Origin of the sequence: Citrobacter sp. Cf118, assembly GCF_030334095.1 — a bacterium.
GTDB lineage: Bacteria > Pseudomonadota > Gammaproteobacteria > Enterobacterales > Enterobacteriaceae > Citrobacter > Citrobacter freundii.
The window spans coordinates 461,906-477,843 of the sequence record NZ_JAOWES010000088.1; the positions used below are offsets into that span (position 1 = coordinate 461,906).

Annotated in this window: 17 protein-coding genes; 6 read left to right on the forward strand and 11 right to left on the reverse strand. The window is 50.6% G+C overall.

Annotated features, from left to right (window positions below; genetic code table 11):
- Positions 1-3 precede the first annotated feature (3 nt).
- From citF to citC, 4 genes are read right to left on the reverse strand one after another with little or no spacing between them, the layout of a single operon-like run.
- Entirely contained in the window at positions 4-1,536 is a 1,533-nt protein-coding gene (gene citF / locus OGX67_RS22275; protein WP_003022120.1) for a citrate lyase subunit alpha, read from the reverse strand.
- 9 nt (positions 1,537-1,545) lie between these two features.
- On the reverse strand, positions 1,546-2,454 hold the full coding sequence (locus OGX67_RS22280) for an aldolase/citrate lyase family protein (RefSeq protein ID WP_286527313.1): 909 nt from the start codon (positions 2,452-2,454) through the stop codon (positions 1,546-1,548).
- Positions 2,451-2,747 (reverse strand): citrate lyase acyl carrier protein, encoded by a 297-nt coding sequence (gene citD, locus OGX67_RS22285; RefSeq protein WP_003022125.1) that lies wholly within the window; start codon positions 2,745-2,747, stop codon positions 2,451-2,453. The genes OGX67_RS22280 and citD overlap by 4 nt, the downstream gene beginning before the upstream one ends.
- Positions 2,744-3,820 carry a [citrate (pro-3S)-lyase] ligase gene (citC, locus tag OGX67_RS22290; protein WP_032948797.1) on the reverse strand — a complete coding sequence of 359 codons (1,077 nt, stop codon included), beginning with the start codon at positions 3,818-3,820 and terminating at the stop codon, positions 2,744-2,746. Before citC ends, citD begins: the two co-directional genes overlap by 4 nt.
- A gap of 390 nt (positions 3,821-4,210) precedes the next feature.
- On the opposite strand from citC, the gene dpiB reads away from it, so the two are divergent.
- Both dpiB and dpiA read left to right on the forward strand, forming a co-directional pair.
- A complete protein-coding gene (gene dpiB / locus OGX67_RS22295) occupies positions 4,211-5,872 on the forward strand; it encodes a sensor histidine kinase DpiB (protein ID WP_109544346.1) in 1,662 nt (553 codons plus the stop codon).
- A complete protein-coding gene (gene dpiA, locus OGX67_RS22300; RefSeq protein ID WP_003022133.1) occupies positions 5,841-6,521 on the forward strand; it encodes a two-component response regulator DpiA in 681 nt (226 codons plus the stop codon). Before dpiB ends, dpiA begins: the two co-directional genes overlap by 32 nt.
- 116 nt (positions 6,522-6,637) lie before the next feature.
- Here the strand turns inward: dpiA and dcuC are convergent, their stop codons facing one another.
- A complete protein-coding gene (gene dcuC / locus OGX67_RS22305; RefSeq protein WP_003022136.1) occupies positions 6,638-8,023 on the reverse strand; it encodes an anaerobic C4-dicarboxylate transporter DcuC in 1,386 nt (461 codons plus the stop codon).
- Positions 8,024-8,485: 462 nt separating this feature from the next.
- On the opposite strand from dcuC, the gene pagP reads away from it, so the two are divergent.
- Together pagP and cspE are read left to right on the forward strand one after the other, a co-directional pair.
- A complete protein-coding gene (pagP, locus tag OGX67_RS22310; protein WP_071696176.1) occupies positions 8,486-9,049 on the forward strand; it encodes a lipid IV(A) palmitoyltransferase PagP in 564 nt (187 codons plus the stop codon).
- Positions 9,050-9,238: 189 nt separating this feature from the next.
- Complete coding sequence (gene cspE / locus OGX67_RS22315) at positions 9,239-9,448, forward strand: transcription antiterminator/RNA stability regulator CspE (protein WP_000034825.1); 210 nt, start codon at positions 9,239-9,241, stop codon at positions 9,446-9,448.
- 52 nt (positions 9,449-9,500) lie between these two features.
- Here cspE and crcB read toward each other — a convergent pair whose 3' ends face one another.
- Positions 9,501-9,884 carry a fluoride efflux transporter CrcB gene (gene crcB / locus OGX67_RS22320; RefSeq protein WP_003831281.1) on the reverse strand — a complete coding sequence of 128 codons (384 nt, stop codon included), beginning with the start codon at positions 9,882-9,884 and terminating at the stop codon, positions 9,501-9,503.
- 90 nt (positions 9,885-9,974) lie between these two features.
- Between crcB and OGX67_RS22325 the strand changes: the two genes are divergently transcribed.
- Positions 9,975-10,763 carry a deaminated glutathione amidase gene (locus OGX67_RS22325; RefSeq protein ID WP_257651744.1) on the forward strand — a complete coding sequence of 263 codons (789 nt, stop codon included), beginning with the start codon at positions 9,975-9,977 and terminating at the stop codon, positions 10,761-10,763.
- A 128-nt stretch (positions 10,764-10,891) separates the two neighbouring features.
- Positions 10,892-11,095: a twin-arginine translocase subunit TatE gene (gene tatE / locus OGX67_RS22330; RefSeq protein WP_003022699.1), complete on the forward strand. Its 204-nt coding sequence runs from the start codon at positions 10,892-10,894 to the stop codon at positions 11,093-11,095.
- A gap of 99 nt (positions 11,096-11,194) precedes the next feature.
- On the opposite strand, the gene lipA is transcribed toward tatE, so the two are convergent.
- From lipA to rlpA, 5 genes are all read right to left on the reverse strand, one after another.
- Positions 11,195-12,160: a lipoyl synthase gene (gene lipA / locus OGX67_RS22335; protein ID WP_003022702.1), complete on the reverse strand. Its 966-nt coding sequence runs from the start codon at positions 12,158-12,160 to the stop codon at positions 11,195-11,197.
- Between the two features lie 206 nt (positions 12,161-12,366).
- Positions 12,367-13,008 carry a lipoyl(octanoyl) transferase LipB gene (lipB, locus tag OGX67_RS22340; RefSeq protein WP_003022703.1) on the reverse strand — a complete coding sequence of 214 codons (642 nt, stop codon included), beginning with the start codon at positions 13,006-13,008 and terminating at the stop codon, positions 12,367-12,369.
- A gap of 114 nt (positions 13,009-13,122) precedes the next feature.
- Positions 13,123-13,386 (reverse strand): DUF493 family protein YbeD, encoded by a 264-nt coding sequence (gene ybeD, locus OGX67_RS22345; protein ID WP_003022706.1) that lies wholly within the window; start codon positions 13,384-13,386, stop codon positions 13,123-13,125.
- 106 nt (positions 13,387-13,492) lie between these two features.
- Positions 13,493-14,704: a D-alanyl-D-alanine carboxypeptidase DacA gene (dacA, locus tag OGX67_RS22350; protein WP_003022711.1), complete on the reverse strand. Its 1,212-nt coding sequence runs from the start codon at positions 14,702-14,704 to the stop codon at positions 13,493-13,495.
- A gap of 142 nt (positions 14,705-14,846) precedes the next feature.
- On the reverse strand, positions 14,847-15,935 hold the full coding sequence (rlpA, locus tag OGX67_RS22355; protein ID WP_257651743.1) for an endolytic peptidoglycan transglycosylase RlpA: 1,089 nt from the start codon (positions 15,933-15,935) through the stop codon (positions 14,847-14,849).
- Positions 15,936-15,938: the final 3 nt, after the last annotated feature.

A 15,938-nucleotide genomic window follows, 5' to 3' on the forward strand; every position in this document is an offset into this window, starting at 1 on the left:
GGCTTATTCCTTCACCTGATGCACAACGTCAATCACTGAACCGTCGCGATAACGCACAACGGCAATCACGCGGTCAGTGAATTCGATAGCGCGTGGCTGACCGGTGAGTTGCTGTGCACGTTCGCGCAGCCATTCAATGGACACCACTTTCATACCGGCTTCTTTCAGTCGTTCTGCCAGTTCCGGACGTGCAGGGTTGACGGCGATACCATGGTCAGTGACCAGAATGTCAACGCTGGAGCCAGGGGTTACGCAGGTCAGCACGTTATCAACCAGCGTCGGGATGCGTCCGCGAACCAGCGGTGCGACGATGATGGAAAGCGCTGCGGCCACAGCCGTATCACAGTGTCCGCCGGATGCGCCTCGCAGTACGCCGTCAGAACCGGTCAGTACGTTCACATTGAAGTTGGTGTCTACTTCTAATGCGCTCAGTACCACCACATCCAGACGGTCAACGGATGCGCCTTTTGAACCCCAGTTGGCATACTGGTTTGCACTGATTTCAATGTGGTTTGGGTTGCGGGCCAAGGACTCAGCCGCGTTACGGTCGAAGCTCTGCACGTCCAGCAGTTTGCGAATCAGGCCTTTTTCATGCAGATCCACGATGGTGGCGGTGATGCCGCCCAGCGCGAAGTCAGCACGGATATCGCGGCTGCGCATTTTGTCTTCCAGGAAACGCGTCACGGCCAGAGAAGCGCCGCCGGTGCCTGTCTGCAGTGAGAAGCCTTCATTGAAGTAGCCGGAGTTAGCAATGACCTCTGCCGCGCTACGGGCGATTAACAGTTCACGCGGGTTAGTGGTCATGCGGGTCGCATCAGCACCGATTTTGTCCGCATCGCCGACCTGATCGATCTGCACGATCAGATCTACCTGATCCTGTGTAATGCTGGCCGGGTTATGTGGATAGGTCAGCAGTTGTTCAGTCAGCAGGACAACCTGTTTCGCGTTTTCGGCATCTACGCGGGCATAGCCCAGTGAACCGCAGCATGCTTTACCGGTATAACCGTTGGCGTTACCAAACTGGTCGCAGGACGGTACGCCGAGAAACGCCACATCAATGCTGAGTTCGCCACTTTGTACCAAGTGTACACGTCCACCGTGGGAGTGAATCTGTACCGGTTCGGCCAGCAGGCCACGGGAGATCTCTTCCGCCAGCGGGCCACGCAACCCGGAGGTATAAATACGGCTGACCACGCCCTGACGGATGTGCTCAACCAGCGGAGCATGGCAATCGCTCAGAGAGCTGGAGGCCAGCGTCAGATTTTTAAAGCCCATACTGGCGATGGCGTCCATCACCAGGTTAATCGTCAGATCGCCACCGCGAAAAGCGTGGTGGAAAGAGATGGTCATGCCATCCTGTAAACCTGAACGACGAATGGCGTCTTCCAGGTTAGCGCACAGCTTTTTGTCGCGCGGTTTTTGCGCCTGTAGTTCTACTTTTGCGGTGCTCTGATAAGCGGAAAGCTCACTTTCTGCATGACGGCTCCAGGTCGCCACGCGATCCTGGCGTTGAGACTGTTCGATTTTCTGCGTCATTTTTTTGCCTTATTCTTCGCGAATGCCGGAAAGTTCTGCACGGGAGATAACCAGAAGGGCGCGCTCGATAACCGGGCTGTCGACCATTTTGCCGTTCAGGGAAACCACTCCACGACCTTCGCGGGCAGCGGCTTCAGCGGCTTCTACGACCAAACGGGCGTGAGCCAGCTCTTTGCGCGTCGGGGCGTACAGGTTATGCAGGAGTTCGATCTGGCGCGGGTTGATGAGCGACTTGCCGTCAAAACCCAACTGCTTGATGTGTGCGGCTTCGTGCAGGAAACCTGCTTCGTTGTTGGCATCGGAATACACGGTGTCGAACGCCTGAATACCGGCAGAACGTGCAGCCTGCAAAATAGAGCAGCGGGCAAACAGCAGTTCAGTACCCTCCGGCGAGCGTTCAGTGCGCAGGTTACGCACATAATCTTCAGCACCCAGAGCAATACCGATCAGGCGCTCGGAAGCGTGGGCAATTTCTACCGCACGGGTAATGCCTGACGGCGACTCAATGGCGGCTAACAGGCCGGTGCTGCCGGGTTCACGGCCACAGGCGTTCTCGATGCGCAGAATTTCACTTTCGATGTCGATGACATCCTGCGCGGTATCGGTCTTCGGTAAACGTACGATGTCAGCACCGCCGCGTACCACGGCTTCAAGGTCGTTGATGCCCCATTCGGAGTCGAGGGCGTTTACACGCACGATAGTTTCAACGTCGTGATACAGCGGATGCTGCAGCGCGTGGTACACCATGCGGCGAGCGGTATCTTTTTCACGCAACGCGACGGAGTCTTCCAGGTCGAACATCAGTGCATCTGCCGGGTAGATGAACGAGTTGCTGACCATGGCGGCATTGGCACCCGGTACGAACAACATGCTGCGGCGAGTACGGGTTTTACGTTGTTGCAAAGATGCGGAAATCACTGGCAATCCTCCCATGGCAGTGCCGGAATACCGCCAGCGCGGGCCAGTAGTGCTTCCAGTCGCGCACGTAAAATGCAGTCCAGTGCGCCTTTATCATCAACATTTAATTGCACGCCGCGTACGTTGTAGCGGGACAGAACGTCCAGGATGGTGGTCCGAATGGCATCACCGAACTGTTTTTCGACGCTACTGTTAACCTGCAGGTCAATATCCTGCGAATCGAGTGGGGCGATGCGAATCATCACATCACCGGACTCGAGTGTGCCTGCGACGGCTGCCTGGTTTATTTTCATTTTTCACCTGTTGCTAATGCGGGGGTATTTTGGCGGACTGCCGCACCCGATGAGGCTCGTTCAACCATGCTTTGCAGATAGTGCAGCGTGGCGTCAGGGACCAGGGATGCGATAGCCGTGAGATCTTTTTTAACCAGCAGCTTGCGCACCCAGGAGGCGGAAATCGGCATCTCCTGGAAGCACAGCCGCTCAATTTCCACCAGTTCAATCGGTGGGGCGGGAAGCGTTGGGGTCTCCAGCCAGTAGCGCATATCGTTGTTGTACTGGGAGGTGACGGAGCAATACGGCTCGGTACCGACGAAACGATGTGTAACGCCGAGAGCCGGTGCCAGGTACTGGCGGAAGATTTTCAGGTCTATTTCGGTGTAGCAGTGGTTAATAACGCTCTGCTCTTTGATGAAGTAGCACGGGAACGTGGCGCGGGAAATGATGTATTCCGAACCGCGATGCACGGTTAAACGTGGAATATCTTTTGTCCCTTTAAGCACCAGATCCAACCGGTCTTCATACGGAAACCGTGAGGTATCCTCTTTGACCAAAAACAGATGCAGCCAGTCACATTGTGCGGCCGCCTGTTGGATCAGAAAACGATGTCCGTTGGTGAAGGGGTTGGCGTTCATGACGATGCAACCAATTTTTTTCCCTTCACGACGCTGTTTTGCCAGAGATTCAGCGTAACGTTTCAGACGCGTGGTGCTGTTTTCCATCAGCACCATAATGCCGGGAACGCTGGTCAGCGTAGAAAAGCCACACTGTTTAAACAGCGATTCGTACTCGGTTTTGGTATAGATGAAGAGGTGCGTACAGTGGCGCTCATAGGCGAGGTTGATTAACTCGGTCGCCAGCGTCAGCGCTAAGCCTTCGCCCCGTACGGATTCGCAGATGGCGACACATTTTATAATATTCCCAGCGATACCGCCGCAGGCAATCAGGCGGTCGTCTCGGGTGACGGTGATAAATACTTCGACGGTGGTGTCAACGCTCAAATCATTCTCTTTCAGAAATTGCGTGATAGCCGCCATCTTTTTATTTTCTGAGCGTTTAACTTGCGTGAATATATTATTACCGAACATAGTGAATAGAGCCCCGATGCTATATTTGTTACTGGGTTTCTGTTTTTGTTGCTCTGCTTAGCAACCTGATAACGTTTTGTTTGCAATTGAAGGGAATGGTTTTTTATTACGGAGTATTTCTTTTTTTCCCTGCTGCATACATCGTAAGGGGTATTTTGGAGGTAATTTTTGATTTATTTCACAATAAGTTAGAAGGTTTTAATGTGTTTTATGGTTTTAAGTTTTTTAATTAATTTAACCTCGAAATAGCGTGTGGTTTTAATTTGTTTAATTGATTTAAAGTGGGGAATCTGCAACGATCTTGTTTTATACACGTAACGTGTAAATAAAACATTTCTATTACAACTACAATGAGAAATAAGTTTCGGGCAACGTGGATGAGGAAGATATATGGCTGAGCAGAAAAATAAAACACGGTTTCCTTTTTTCCGCAGCCTGGCGTTTCCTTTACGCATCTTTCTGCTTATTTTGGTCGTTTCTGTTTTTATCATCGCCGCCCTGGCACAATACTTTACCGCCAGCTTTGAAGATTATCTGGCCGCGCATGTCCGCGATATGGCAATGAACCAGGCCAAAATCATCGCCTCTAACGACAGTATCATCACGGCAGTTAAACATCGTGATTACAAGCGTTTGGCGACGATTGCCGACAAACTGCAGAGCGGAACTGACTTCGACTATGTGGTTATCGGGGATACCAACTCCATTCGTCTATATCATCCGAACCCGGAAAAGATTGGCTACCCGATGCAGTTCACCAAACCCGGTGCGCTGGAAAAAGGGGAAAGCTACTTTATTACCGGTAAAGGGTCCATCGGGATGGCAATGCGCGCTAAAACGCCCATCTTTGATGACGATGGCAAAATCATTGGCGTAGTCTCAATTGGTTATCTGATCAGCAAAATCGATAGCTGGCGATCGGATTTCTTACTCCCGATGGCCGGTGTGTTTATCTTGCTGTTGTTGGTTCTTATGCTGCTATCCTGGTTTTTCGCTGCCCATATTCGTCGGCAGATGTTGGGTATGGAACCGAAACAAATTGCGCGGGTGGTACGTCAGCAGGAAGCGTTGTTCAGCTCGGTATATGAAGGATTGATTGCCGTGGATCCTGATGGATATATCACCGCAATAAACCGCAGTGCGAGGAAAATGCTGGGGCTGTCTTCACCAGGGCGAAAGTGGCTTGGAAAACCGGTGAGTGAGGTGGTTCAGCCAGCGGACTTTTTCACCCAACAGATTGCGGAAAAACGACAGGATGCGATGGTAAACTTTAATGGCCTGAGCGTTATCGCCAACCGTGAAGCGATTCGCTCTGGTGACGAACTGCTTGGGGCAATCATCAGTTTTCGTAGTAAAGATGAAATTGCTACCCTTAATGCGCAATTAACGCAGATCAAACAGTATGTAGAGAGCCTGAGAACGCTGCGTCATGAGCACCTGAACTGGATGTCGACCATCAATGGCCTGCTGCAAATGAAAGAATATGACAAGGTTCTGGCCATGGTGCAGGGAGAATCCCAGGCGCAACAGCAACTGATTGACAGCCTGCGTGGCGCGTTTGCCGATCGTCAGGTCGCCGGTCTGTTGTTTGGCAAGGTTCAGCGCGCACGGGAACTGGGCCTCACCATGACTATCGTTCCGGGGAGCCAACTGCATCAACTCCCCGAGGGGCTGGATAGCACAGAGTTTGCAGCAATTGTTGGCAATCTGCTTGATAATGCATTTGAAGCGAGCTTACGCACCCAGCAAGGCAACAAGGTCGTAGAGCTCTATTTGAGCGATGAAGGGGATGACGTGATCATCGAAGTTGCCGATCAGGGATGCGGTGTGCCGGAAGCATTGCGTGAGAAAATATTTGAACAGGGTGTGAGCACCCGTACCGATGAACCAGGTGAACATGGCATCGGTTTGTATCTGATTGCAAGTTATGTGAGGCGCTGTGACGGGGTGATTACGCTCGAAGATAACTCCCCTTGCGGTACCTTATTTTCTTTATTTCTTCCGAAAGTGAAAAAAAATAATGACGGAACCATTAACGCTGTTGATCGTTGAGGATGAAACGCTACTGGCGGAAATGCATGCTGAATATATCCGCCATATACCCGGTTTCAGCCAGATATGGCTGGCGGGTAATCTTGAGCAGGCGAGGATGATGATTGAGCGTTTTAAGCCCGGTCTGATACTGCTCGATAACTACTTGCCGGACGGCAAGGGAATTACGTTGCTGCATGAGCTGACCCAGGCGCGCTATCCGGGCGGCGTAGTGTTTACCACGGCGGCCAGCGATATGGAAACGGTCTCCGAGGCTGTGCGCAGCGGTGCGTTTGATTACCTGGTCAAACCCATTGCCTACGAGCGGCTGGGGCAGACCCTGACGCGTTATCAACAACGTCGACGCATGTTGGCGGGGAATGACAGCGCCAGCCAAAAGCAGATTGATGAAATGTTTAATGCCTACGCGCGGGGCGAACCGAAAGGGGATTTACCGACTGGGATTGATGCGTTAACACTAAATGCAGTGTTGAAATTATTCGCCGACCCGACGGTACACCATACTGCGGAAACGATCGCCCAGGCGCTTACCATCAGCCGAACGACTTCCAGACGCTACCTGGAGTACTGTGCCAGCCGTCATTTGATTATTGCGGAGATTATTCACGGTAAGGTAGGCAGGCCGCAGCGTATTTATCATGGCGGCTAAATGCTGATTTCTGACGTAGGCCGGATAAGATGTTTTAGCATCGACATCCGGCAACGGTGCGGTTTAAATGCCGGATGCGGCGTAGATGCCTAATCCGGCCTACATTTCACTGAGTATCAGCCGCCAACGACGGCTGAAGAAGAACCTGGTACCATCACTTCAGTTGCGATAATCACAACCAACAGCCCAACCAGAACCGGAACCGAGGTACGTTTCACCACTTCGAACGGAGAAATCTTTGCCATACCTGCGACAGCGACAACCACGCCGGAGACCGGGGAGATGGTGCGCCCAAGGTTTGACGCCTGCAGCATCGGGATAACAAGGTAAGCCGGGTTAATGCCGGAAGAATGCGCCAGCTTAGGGATCATTTCAACGAAGGCGTAGAACGGGGCGTTACCGGAACCCGTAGTCATTGCCGCCAGCATAGTCAGGATCACCAGCACCATCATCAAGATAATGCTCGCTGAACCAAACGAGGTGGCGATAGAAATCAGACTCTGAATAAAGCCGATTGTGCTCAGACCCTGGGCAAAAACACCCGCAGCGACTAACAACATCACCACGTTAGCAAAGGCATCCGCCATGCCACGGTAAGCGACTTCCAGACCAGAGAAAACCTTTTGGGTGTTGAACCCACGTACGAACTCCAGAATAGCCGCGATGAGCATGCACAGAACCAGAATCGTAATGATGTGCAACTGCGGGCCCCATTTACCATCAAAAATCAGGACGCCAACGATCGGGGTAAACGGCAGAATGGCGTAAAATGACGGGGCAGTCGTGGTGATTTCAGCCACATCTAACATTTCATGAGAAATGTTCTCTTTTTTATCCAGAAAACGCTGCCAGAAAAAGTGGGCAATCGCCATAGCAATGATGGCGGCAATAGAAATTGGCAGCGTGGTTTTAAAGGCGAAATCGATCAGCGGCATTTCCGCAGCTTTTGCCGCCAGCACCACATCACCGGATGTTGGTGAAAGAATAATTGCAGCAGGGGAGGCACAAATAGCCGCTGCAGCGCCACGGCTGATTCCAACGTTAACCATGACCGGGAACAGTGTTGCCATCAGCAATACGCCCAGACCGGTTGCTGAAGAAACCGCCAGTGACATCAGGCAGGCGACAAAATAGGCGGCAATCATTAGCAGGTAAGGAGAGTTGATGTATTGCAGGGGCTTGGAGGCCAGCTTAACGACCATATCGTTCGCGCCAATATGGGTCATATAGGCGGCAAAACCACACAGCATCATGATCATCATGCCGAGATCGCCACCACGGCTCATCAGCAAAATTTTAATATATTCAACAATGTCTGTTGCCGTATAGCCCGTCGATGCCGCGCTGGATGGCAACACTTTATGCCCCATCAGCGCACTGATAATCAACAAAACCAGACCGCCAACAAACAGTACGCCTGTCGCGGAATAACCTTTAATGATGTAGCGCGCTACACCTACAATAACCACAACCCCAATAAGGAGTTCAATAAATGTCAACATCGTTTCCCCTGTCGCATTGCTGCCCAGAAAGTAAAAAAACTAAAAAAAGTAAAAAGTGGTGACAGAATGTGCCTAATAAATCGATAACTCTTGCTGATTAAAATCAATAAAAATACGGATTCAAGCGATGGCTTAGCCGTTTTTTCAGCATCGTGGTTAAAAAAAGAATCTCACAATAAAAAACTGTGAAGTGCAGCGCCGGTGTGTGTGTTTTGTGGTGATATTGATTCTTAATTGTTAATTTATTGTAATGTTATTTAACTTTTCTCGGAGTAAAGAACAATTTATTGGCAATAAAGAGAAAATAGTTCCTATGAAATGGCTCAATAAATTAAGGGCTAATTATCTTAAAAATTTCATGCTGAGGAATATTCTGATTTTTTAGCTGCGCATTTTTGTTAAGCTAACATTAAGGTTGGGTTTGCTACAATTAATAATAAATCCCAGGATGGTAATTAAGTTGTGATTGTCGCTAAACGATATTTTCTCATTTTTTCATTTCTTTTTATTCAGTTAGCTTTCATTCCCCAGAGCGCTGCTGAAGATAAAGGCTGGTTCGCTACTTTTAAAGACAACGTCAGTGAAACCTGGCAGCAGCCGGAACATTATGATTTGTATATACCGGCTATTACCTGGCATGCACGCTTTGCCTACGATAAAGAAAAAACGGATCGCTACAATGAACGCCCGTGGGGGGCAGGATTTGGTCAATCCCGTTGGGATGATAAAGGTAACTGGCATGGACTTTATATAATGGCCTTTAAGGATTCCTACAATAAATGGGAACCTATTGGTGGTTATGGCTGGGAAAAAACCTGGCGACCGCTGGCCGATGAACATTTCCATACAGGTCTCGGTTTTACCGCCGGTTTTACCGCGCGTGATAACTGGAACTACATTCCGGTACCCGTGCTGTTACCGCTGGCATCGATAGGGTATGGTCCGGCAACGTTCCAGATGACCTACATTCCGGGAACGTACAACAACGGTAACGTCTACTTTGCGTGGATGCGTTTCCAGTTTTGATGGACTACCTGTATTGTCAGGTGGATTATTAAAAAGTCTTTTTAAAACAGCGTGATATCAGCGTTAACTGAAAAATAACGCGACATTTATCACTTTTTGATAAAGTTCGACTGGACAAAGTGCACCACAATTGTTGTACTGATACCCGACACAGCATTTGTGTCTATTTTTCATGTAAAGGTAATTTTGATGTCTAAGATTAAAGGTAACGTTAAGTGGTTTAATGAGTCCAAAGGATTCGGTTTCATTACTCCGGAAGATGGCAGCAAAGACGTGTTCGTACACTTCTCTGCAATCCAGACCAATGGTTTTAAAACTCTGGCTGAAGGTCAGCGTGTAGAGTTCGAAATCACTAACGGTGCCAAAGGCCCTTCTGCTGCAAACGTAATCGCTCTGTAAGCATACGACAGCAAGCATTCAAAACCCGCTTAATTGCGGGTTTTTTTTCGCCTCAGTGTGCGGGAGAGGCCGAAACCAGCCAGAATGCCAGGGCGGTCATCGCAAATGATCCCAGCAGATTCACCAGCACATTCACCATAGCCCAACCAAAGCGTCCTTCCTGTAGCAAAAACACCACCTCAGCCGAGAAAGTGGAAAATGTTGTTAGTCCCCCGCAAAAGCCAGTTGTAATCAGTACCTTCCACATTGGATCAATGTTTGTCATGCGATTAAACCATGCCAGACCCATACCAATGATAAATGCGCCAAGTAAGTTTGCTGCCAGCGTACCGAATGGAATGGCCTGATGTAGCGGGTTAAACCTCATGCTCAACATCCATCTTGCTACACTACCTGTACCACCACCGATAAAAACCGCTAAAAGGAGTTGTAACACTGCGTAATCCTGCTATTTGATTGTATATAGGATGAGTGTAACGCTGAATAATCGTGGTTGGCGAGCCTAACAACGTTTTCTGGAGGGAATATGTTCGTTGCAGCAGGGCAATTTGCCGTGGGACCTTCATGGGAAAAAAATGCAGAAACCTGCGTTTTACTGATGTCTCAGGCTGCGGGAGAGGGGGCATCGTTACTGGTATTACCGGAAGCGCTTCTGGTCCGTGACGATCTGGACCCAGACCTGTCAGTGAAATCAGCTCAATTGCTGGAAGGTGGATTTTTGACGCGCTTGTTGCGAGAAAGCGCGCAAAACGAGATGACGACAATCCTGACGATTCATGTTCCCTCTGTGCCTGGACGGGCGTATAACATGCTGGTGGCGCTACGGGCTGGTCAGGTAGTTGCCCATTACGCTAAATTACATCTCTACGACGCCTTTTCGATTCAGGAGTCACGAAATGTGGATGCAGGGGACGTCATAGCGCCGCTGCTGGACGTAGACGGGTTAAAAGTAGGGTTAATGACCTGTTATGATCTGCGCTTCCCAGAGCTGGCGCTGGCGCACGCATTGCAGGGAGCGGAAATTCTCGTATTACCCGCAGCCTGGGTACGGGGATCGCTTAAAGAGCATCACTGGTCTACGCTTTTAGCTGCAAGAGCGTTAGATGCAACGTGTTACCTGATTGCAGCGGGAGAGTGTGGTAATAAGAATATCGGCCAAAGCCGGGTCATCGACCCTTTTGGTGTGACCATTGCTGCTGCGGCGGAAACGCCTGCGCTAATTATGGCCGAGGTTTCTGCAGAGCGGGTAAGGCAGGTCAGAGCACAACTTCCGGTGTTAAGTAACCGACGTTTTGCGCCACCGCAATTATTATGACGTTTTTTTAAACAAGGCTTGATTCACCTTGTTACAGATTGCTATTGTGTGCGCGCGTCGAAAGGCCGTTAATATTCTCAGGTTAATATGGCGCTTTATGCAGCCTGGTTTAAGTGAAGAAGGTATCTATGGGTGAGATTAGTATTACCAAACTGCTGGTGGTTGCCGCACTGGTTGTTCTGCTGTTTGGTACCAAGAAGTTACGTACACTGGGTGGAGACCTGGGAACGGCAATCAAGGGCTTCAAGAAAGCAATGAATGACGATAATGCCGATGCTAAGAAAGATGCTGATGGTAGCGTTCAGGCTGAGAAGCTTTCTCATAAAGAGTAATGTCAGGAGCATGATGCTCATACTGCATACTCTGCATGAAAAAAAAACCGGCAATTTGCCGGTTTTTTTATTACTGATATGTAAGTGAGTATTACACGATTACTTCACTTCCAGCCCTTTGGCCTGCATGTCAGCATGGTATGAAGAGCGAACGAATGGACCGCAGGCTGCATGGGTAAAGCCCATGGCCATAGCTTCGGCTTTCATCTCATCGAACTCATCCGGGCTTACATAGCGTTGAACCGGCAGGTGGTGGCGGCTTGGCTGTAAATACTGCCCCAGCGTCAGCATGGTCACGCCATGACTGCGCAGGTCACGCATGACCTCAATGATTTCTGCATTGGTTTCGCCCAGACCAACCATCAGACCTGATTTAGTCGGAATCTCCGGGTGCGCTTCCTTGAAACGTTCCAGAAGCTTCAGCGACCAGTTGTAGTCCGCCCCCGGACGTACATTGCGATAAATACGCGGTACGTTTTCGAGGTTGTGGTTAAACACGTCTGGCGGCGTGGCGGTGAGGATATCCAACGCGCGATCCATACGACCACGGAAGTCAGGCACCAGCGTTTCGATTTTAATCGACGGGCTTTTCTCACGAATAGCGGTGATACAGTCAGCAAAGTGCTGAGCGCCGCCGTCACGCAGATCGTCGCGGTCAACGGAGGTAATGACGACATAGCGCAGCGCCATGTCAGCAATCGTCTGAGCAAGTTTTAACGGCTCGTTAGCATCCGGAGCAACCGGACGGCCATGGGCAACGTCGCAGAATGGGCAACGGCGGGTACAGATTGCGCCGAGGATCATAAAGGTTGCGGTTCCGTGATTGAAACATTCAGCCAGGTTAGGGCAGGAAGCTTCTTCGCAGACAGAGTGCAGGCCATTTTTGCGCATTGCCGCTTTGATGCCCTGGATGCGAGTGGAGTCCGCTGGCAGTTTTATTTTCATCCATTCCGGTTTACGCAGCAGGGCTTCACGCTCTGTTGCCACATTTTTTACCGGGATAAGAGCCATCTTATCGGCATCGCGGTATTTAACACCGCGTTCCATCACAATGGGTTTACTCATAGCTTGCGTGTTCCAGTTGCGAATTACGAAGGAAAGCGTTTCAATTCAAGGGAATGTTGCATTTATCAACTATTTTTGAATTAGTGATACGCAGTATATCATTGAAACGGGCCAGAAAGCAGCCTGACAGGCTGGCAAAATGTAAAATAGTTGTTGTTTTGTGCCATTTGCCACAACATTTGCCGTGGCAAAGTATGACCGTATTTTCAGTCTGCAACGTACTCGTGCGGTGGGTTACCCAACAGCGCTAATATGTTGGCCAGCAGGCGTGGGCGAACGCTCTCGGTCGTGGCTGCGCTATCCCACTGCGATACTTTCGCCATCTCCATTCCGGCGTAACCACAAGGATTGATACGCAGGAAAGGCGACAAATCCATATCCACGTTGAGCGCTAAGCCGTGAAACGAACATCCTCTACGAATACGTAATCCCAAAGAGCAGATTTTCTTCTCCCCGACGTATACGCCAGGCGCATCGGCTCGCGGGTGGGCATCAATGCCGATTTCCGCAAGTGTATTGACGACGGTTTGTTCCAGCAGCGTAACCAGTTCACGAACGCCAAGTTTGCGACGCTTCAGGTTCAACAGCACATACATGACCTGCTGGCCCGGCCCGTGGTAGGTCACCTGGCCGCCACGATCGCTCTGGATCACCGGAATATCGCCCGGCATCAGTACGTGCTCTGCTTTACCTGCCTGACCCTGGGTAAAAACAGGATAATGCTCTACCAGCCAGATTTCGTCATAACTGTTTTCATCGCGGGTATCGGTGAATTCGTGCATGGCCAGAGAAACTGGCTCGTAAGGTTGAAGACCGAGCTGGCGGACCAGAATTTTATCCTGATACAAAACGGCATCTCCGTAGATACTCACATAGAGTAGAGAATATAAAAGAGGGGGAAAAGTATATCACAGGAGGGAGGGGTTACCCGAGCGGGGATGCAGCGGGTAACCAACAGGATTTTACAATACCATGCGTACGATATCGATATTGCCTAATTCTTCGTACAGCGTTTCAACCTGCTCAATGTGTGTAGCAGTAATAGTGATTGAGACCGAGTGGTAGTTGCCTTTGCTGCTCGGTTTTACCGTCGGAGAGTAATCACCTGGCGCATGGCGCTGTACCACTTCAACCACCTGATCAACCAGCTCAGGCAACGCCTGCCCCATTACTTTGTAAGTAAATGGAGTAGGGAATTCAAGCAGTTCGTTAAGTTTGGTTTTCATGTCAGCTCCGGCGTTACATCAATAAATAATAACTCCCACAGCGTGTGGGAGTTATCTGGATACCTAGTATATGGGGACGTAAATCACACTTTCAAGTGTTCGATTTTTAGCCAAACCAGTGATGGAACATTAATTTAATGTAATCAATGATTTTCCCAAAGAAGTTGCCTTCAGGGATTTCCTGCAGGACTACCAGCGGGCGCTGTTCGATGGTTTTGCCATCCAACTGGAAGTTGATGGTGCCGACAACCTGGTTTTTCTGCAGCGGTGCATGCAGTTCTGTGGTGTTCAGCACATAGCTTGCTTTCAGATCTTTCATGCGGCCGCGCGGAATGGTCAGGTAGACATCTTTATCTACGCCTAACGATGCACGATCTGTGTTACCAAACCAGGCCGGTTCTGAAGCAAACTCTTTACCGACTTTCAGCGGATTCACGGTTTCAAAGAAACGGAAGCCCCAGGTCAGCAGTTTTTTACTTTCGGTTTCGCGACCTTTATAGGTGCGGCCACCCATGACGGCAGAGATCAGACGCATCTGACCTTCGGTTGCGGATGCAACGAGGTTATAGCCAGCTTTGTCGGTATGACCGGTTTTGATACCGTCGACATTCAGGCTGTTATCCCACAGCAGGCCGTTACGGTTTAACTGACGAATACCGTTAAAGGTGAACTCTTTTTCTTTATAGATAGAGTATTCGTTAGGCACGTCACGAATCAGGGCCTGGCCAATCATCGCCATGTCGCGAGCCGAGCTGTACTGACCGTCAGCATCGAGACCATGAACGGTCTGGAAGTGGGTGTTTTTCAGGCCCAGCGCGTTCACATAGCTGTTCATCAGACCGACGAAAGCATCCTGGCTACCGGCTGCGAAGTCCGCCATTGCCACACATGCGTCATTCCCGGATTGTAGGTTGATACCACGGATCAACTGGGAAACAGGAACCTGCATTCCAGGTTTCAGGAACATCAACGATGAACCTTTAAAGACCGGGTTACCAGTAGCCCAGGCGTCATTGCCGACAGTGACCAGATCGGTTTCTTTGAACTTGCCGGCTTTCATCGCCTGGCCGATGACGTAGCTGGTCATCATTTTGGTCAGACTGGCGGGGTCGCGGCGAGTGTCTGCGTTCTGTTCTGCCAGAACTTTGCCTGAATTGTAATCAATCAGGATATATGACTCCGCATCGATCTGCGGAACACCCGGGATCATGGTTTTAATATTCAGGTCATCGGCATGGGCAGCAGAGAGAGAAGCTGCGCAGAGAGCCGCGGTGAGCGCCATACGCTGCACGAAACGAGCGGAAAAAGTGGTCTTCATGGTCTGAACTACGACGTCCGTGATGAAATTAAAAAAAGTGCCCTACTATAGCAAATGCAAAACGGGCAGGCATCTGACTTTCCGCGTGACTTTGTTAATGTCATTTACAGAAACTGACAATTCAGATACCTGATTTACGTTATTACACGCCGGTGATGAAGGACTGTAATTGCGCCTCGGATTGAAGACGCTGCTGCAATGTGGAGGCTTCAGCTTTGCTGGCGAACGGCCCCATCTGGATACGCCAGACTGCGCCATTTTGTACCACCCGACCTGGGACGCCAAACTGCTGGCTTAAACGTTTTTGATACTGCTGCGCACGCGACTGCTCGCTGACTGCGCCAACCTGAACCACGTAACGTCCGTTGGCTACTGCCGCTGGAGCTGGTGCCGCGACGGCGGCTGGTGTTGCCGGTGCGGTGATGGTCGGTTGCGGAGCCGGAGTCGGCTCGCTACCTTCCAGCACGCCTGCGGCGAGGGTGGTTGGCGCACCGAGGAATCCACCGCTGTTCACTGGCGCACCGGTTGGATCATCGCTTTTCAGCGTGGAATTGCTGATCGGACGAATATCGCCTTGCGGCTGACCCGCATCCGATGGCGAAGGCATACTTCCCATATTACCGCCACCGCTTAAATCAGGACGCGCGGGCAGGGCATAGGTTTGCTTTGCGACTGTCGTACACGCCATACCCGGACCGGACAATGAACCATCCTGGGCGACGATGATTGGGTCGATACGCACTTTGGTGTTGTTGGAGGTATTCAGACGGTCTGCTGCTGCACGTGAAAGTGAAATCACGCGATCGTTGCCATAAGGGCCGCGATCGTTTATGCGCACGACAATCATCCTGCCGTTTGCCAGGTTAGTTACTCTGGCATAGCTTGGGACTGGCAGAGTCGGATGCGCTGCGGTCAGTTGCATCGGGTCGAACGCTTCACCAGACGCGGTTAAGTTGCTTCCGGGTTCCGCATCATAGATAGCGGCAAGCCCTGCCTGGCTAAAGCGGGAAGGGTCCTGGACGATTTTGTAGCTCTTACCATCACGCTGATAGTCCTGATTCGCCGTTGGGTTCAGGGGTTCAAAGCGCGGATCGGCCCCGCTGATTTCAACAATCGGACCATTACACACCGCAGGCTGCGGCGCGACAGCACCCTGTTGCTGACCATCATCACTCGAACACGCCGCGAGCATTCCTGCTGCGATGCAGATACCAAGCCACTGCTTACGCATTGC

Excerpts from the sequence above, each read along its gene's own strand:
- citF (WP_003022120.1), bottom strand. The coding sequence starts at position 1,536 with ATGACGCAGAAAATCGAACAGTCTCAACGCCAGGATCGCGTGGCGACC.
- citD (WP_003022125.1), bottom strand. The coding sequence starts at position 2,747 with ATGAAAATAAACCAGGCAGCCGTCGCAGGCACACTCGAGTCCGGTGAT.
- citC (WP_032948797.1), bottom strand. The coding sequence starts at position 3,820 with ATGTTCGGTAATAATATATTCACGCAAGTTAAACGCTCAGAAAATAAA.
- dpiB (WP_109544346.1), top strand. The coding sequence starts at position 4,211 with ATGGCTGAGCAGAAAAATAAAACACGGTTTCCTTTTTTCCGCAGCCTG.
- dpiA (WP_003022133.1), top strand. The coding sequence starts at position 5,841 with ATGACGGAACCATTAACGCTGTTGATCGTTGAGGATGAAACGCTACTG.
- dcuC (WP_003022136.1), bottom strand. The coding sequence starts at position 8,023 with ATGTTGACATTTATTGAACTCCTTATTGGGGTTGTGGTTATTGTAGGT.
- cspE (WP_000034825.1), top strand. The coding sequence starts at position 9,239 with ATGTCTAAGATTAAAGGTAACGTTAAGTGGTTTAATGAGTCCAAAGGA.
- OGX67_RS22325 (WP_257651744.1), top strand. The coding sequence starts at position 9,975 with ATGTTCGTTGCAGCAGGGCAATTTGCCGTGGGACCTTCATGGGAAAAA.
- tatE (WP_003022699.1), top strand. The coding sequence starts at position 10,892 with ATGGGTGAGATTAGTATTACCAAACTGCTGGTGGTTGCCGCACTGGTT.
- lipA (WP_003022702.1), bottom strand. The coding sequence starts at position 12,160 with ATGAGTAAACCCATTGTGATGGAACGCGGTGTTAAATACCGCGATGCC.
- ybeD (WP_003022706.1), bottom strand. The coding sequence starts at position 13,386 with ATGAAAACCAAACTTAACGAACTGCTTGAATTCCCTACTCCATTTACT.
- dacA (WP_003022711.1), bottom strand. The coding sequence starts at position 14,704 with ATGAAGACCACTTTTTCCGCTCGTTTCGTGCAGCGTATGGCGCTCACC.
- rlpA (WP_257651743.1), bottom strand. The coding sequence starts at position 15,935 with ATGCGTAAGCAGTGGCTTGGTATCTGCATCGCAGCAGGAATGCTCGCG.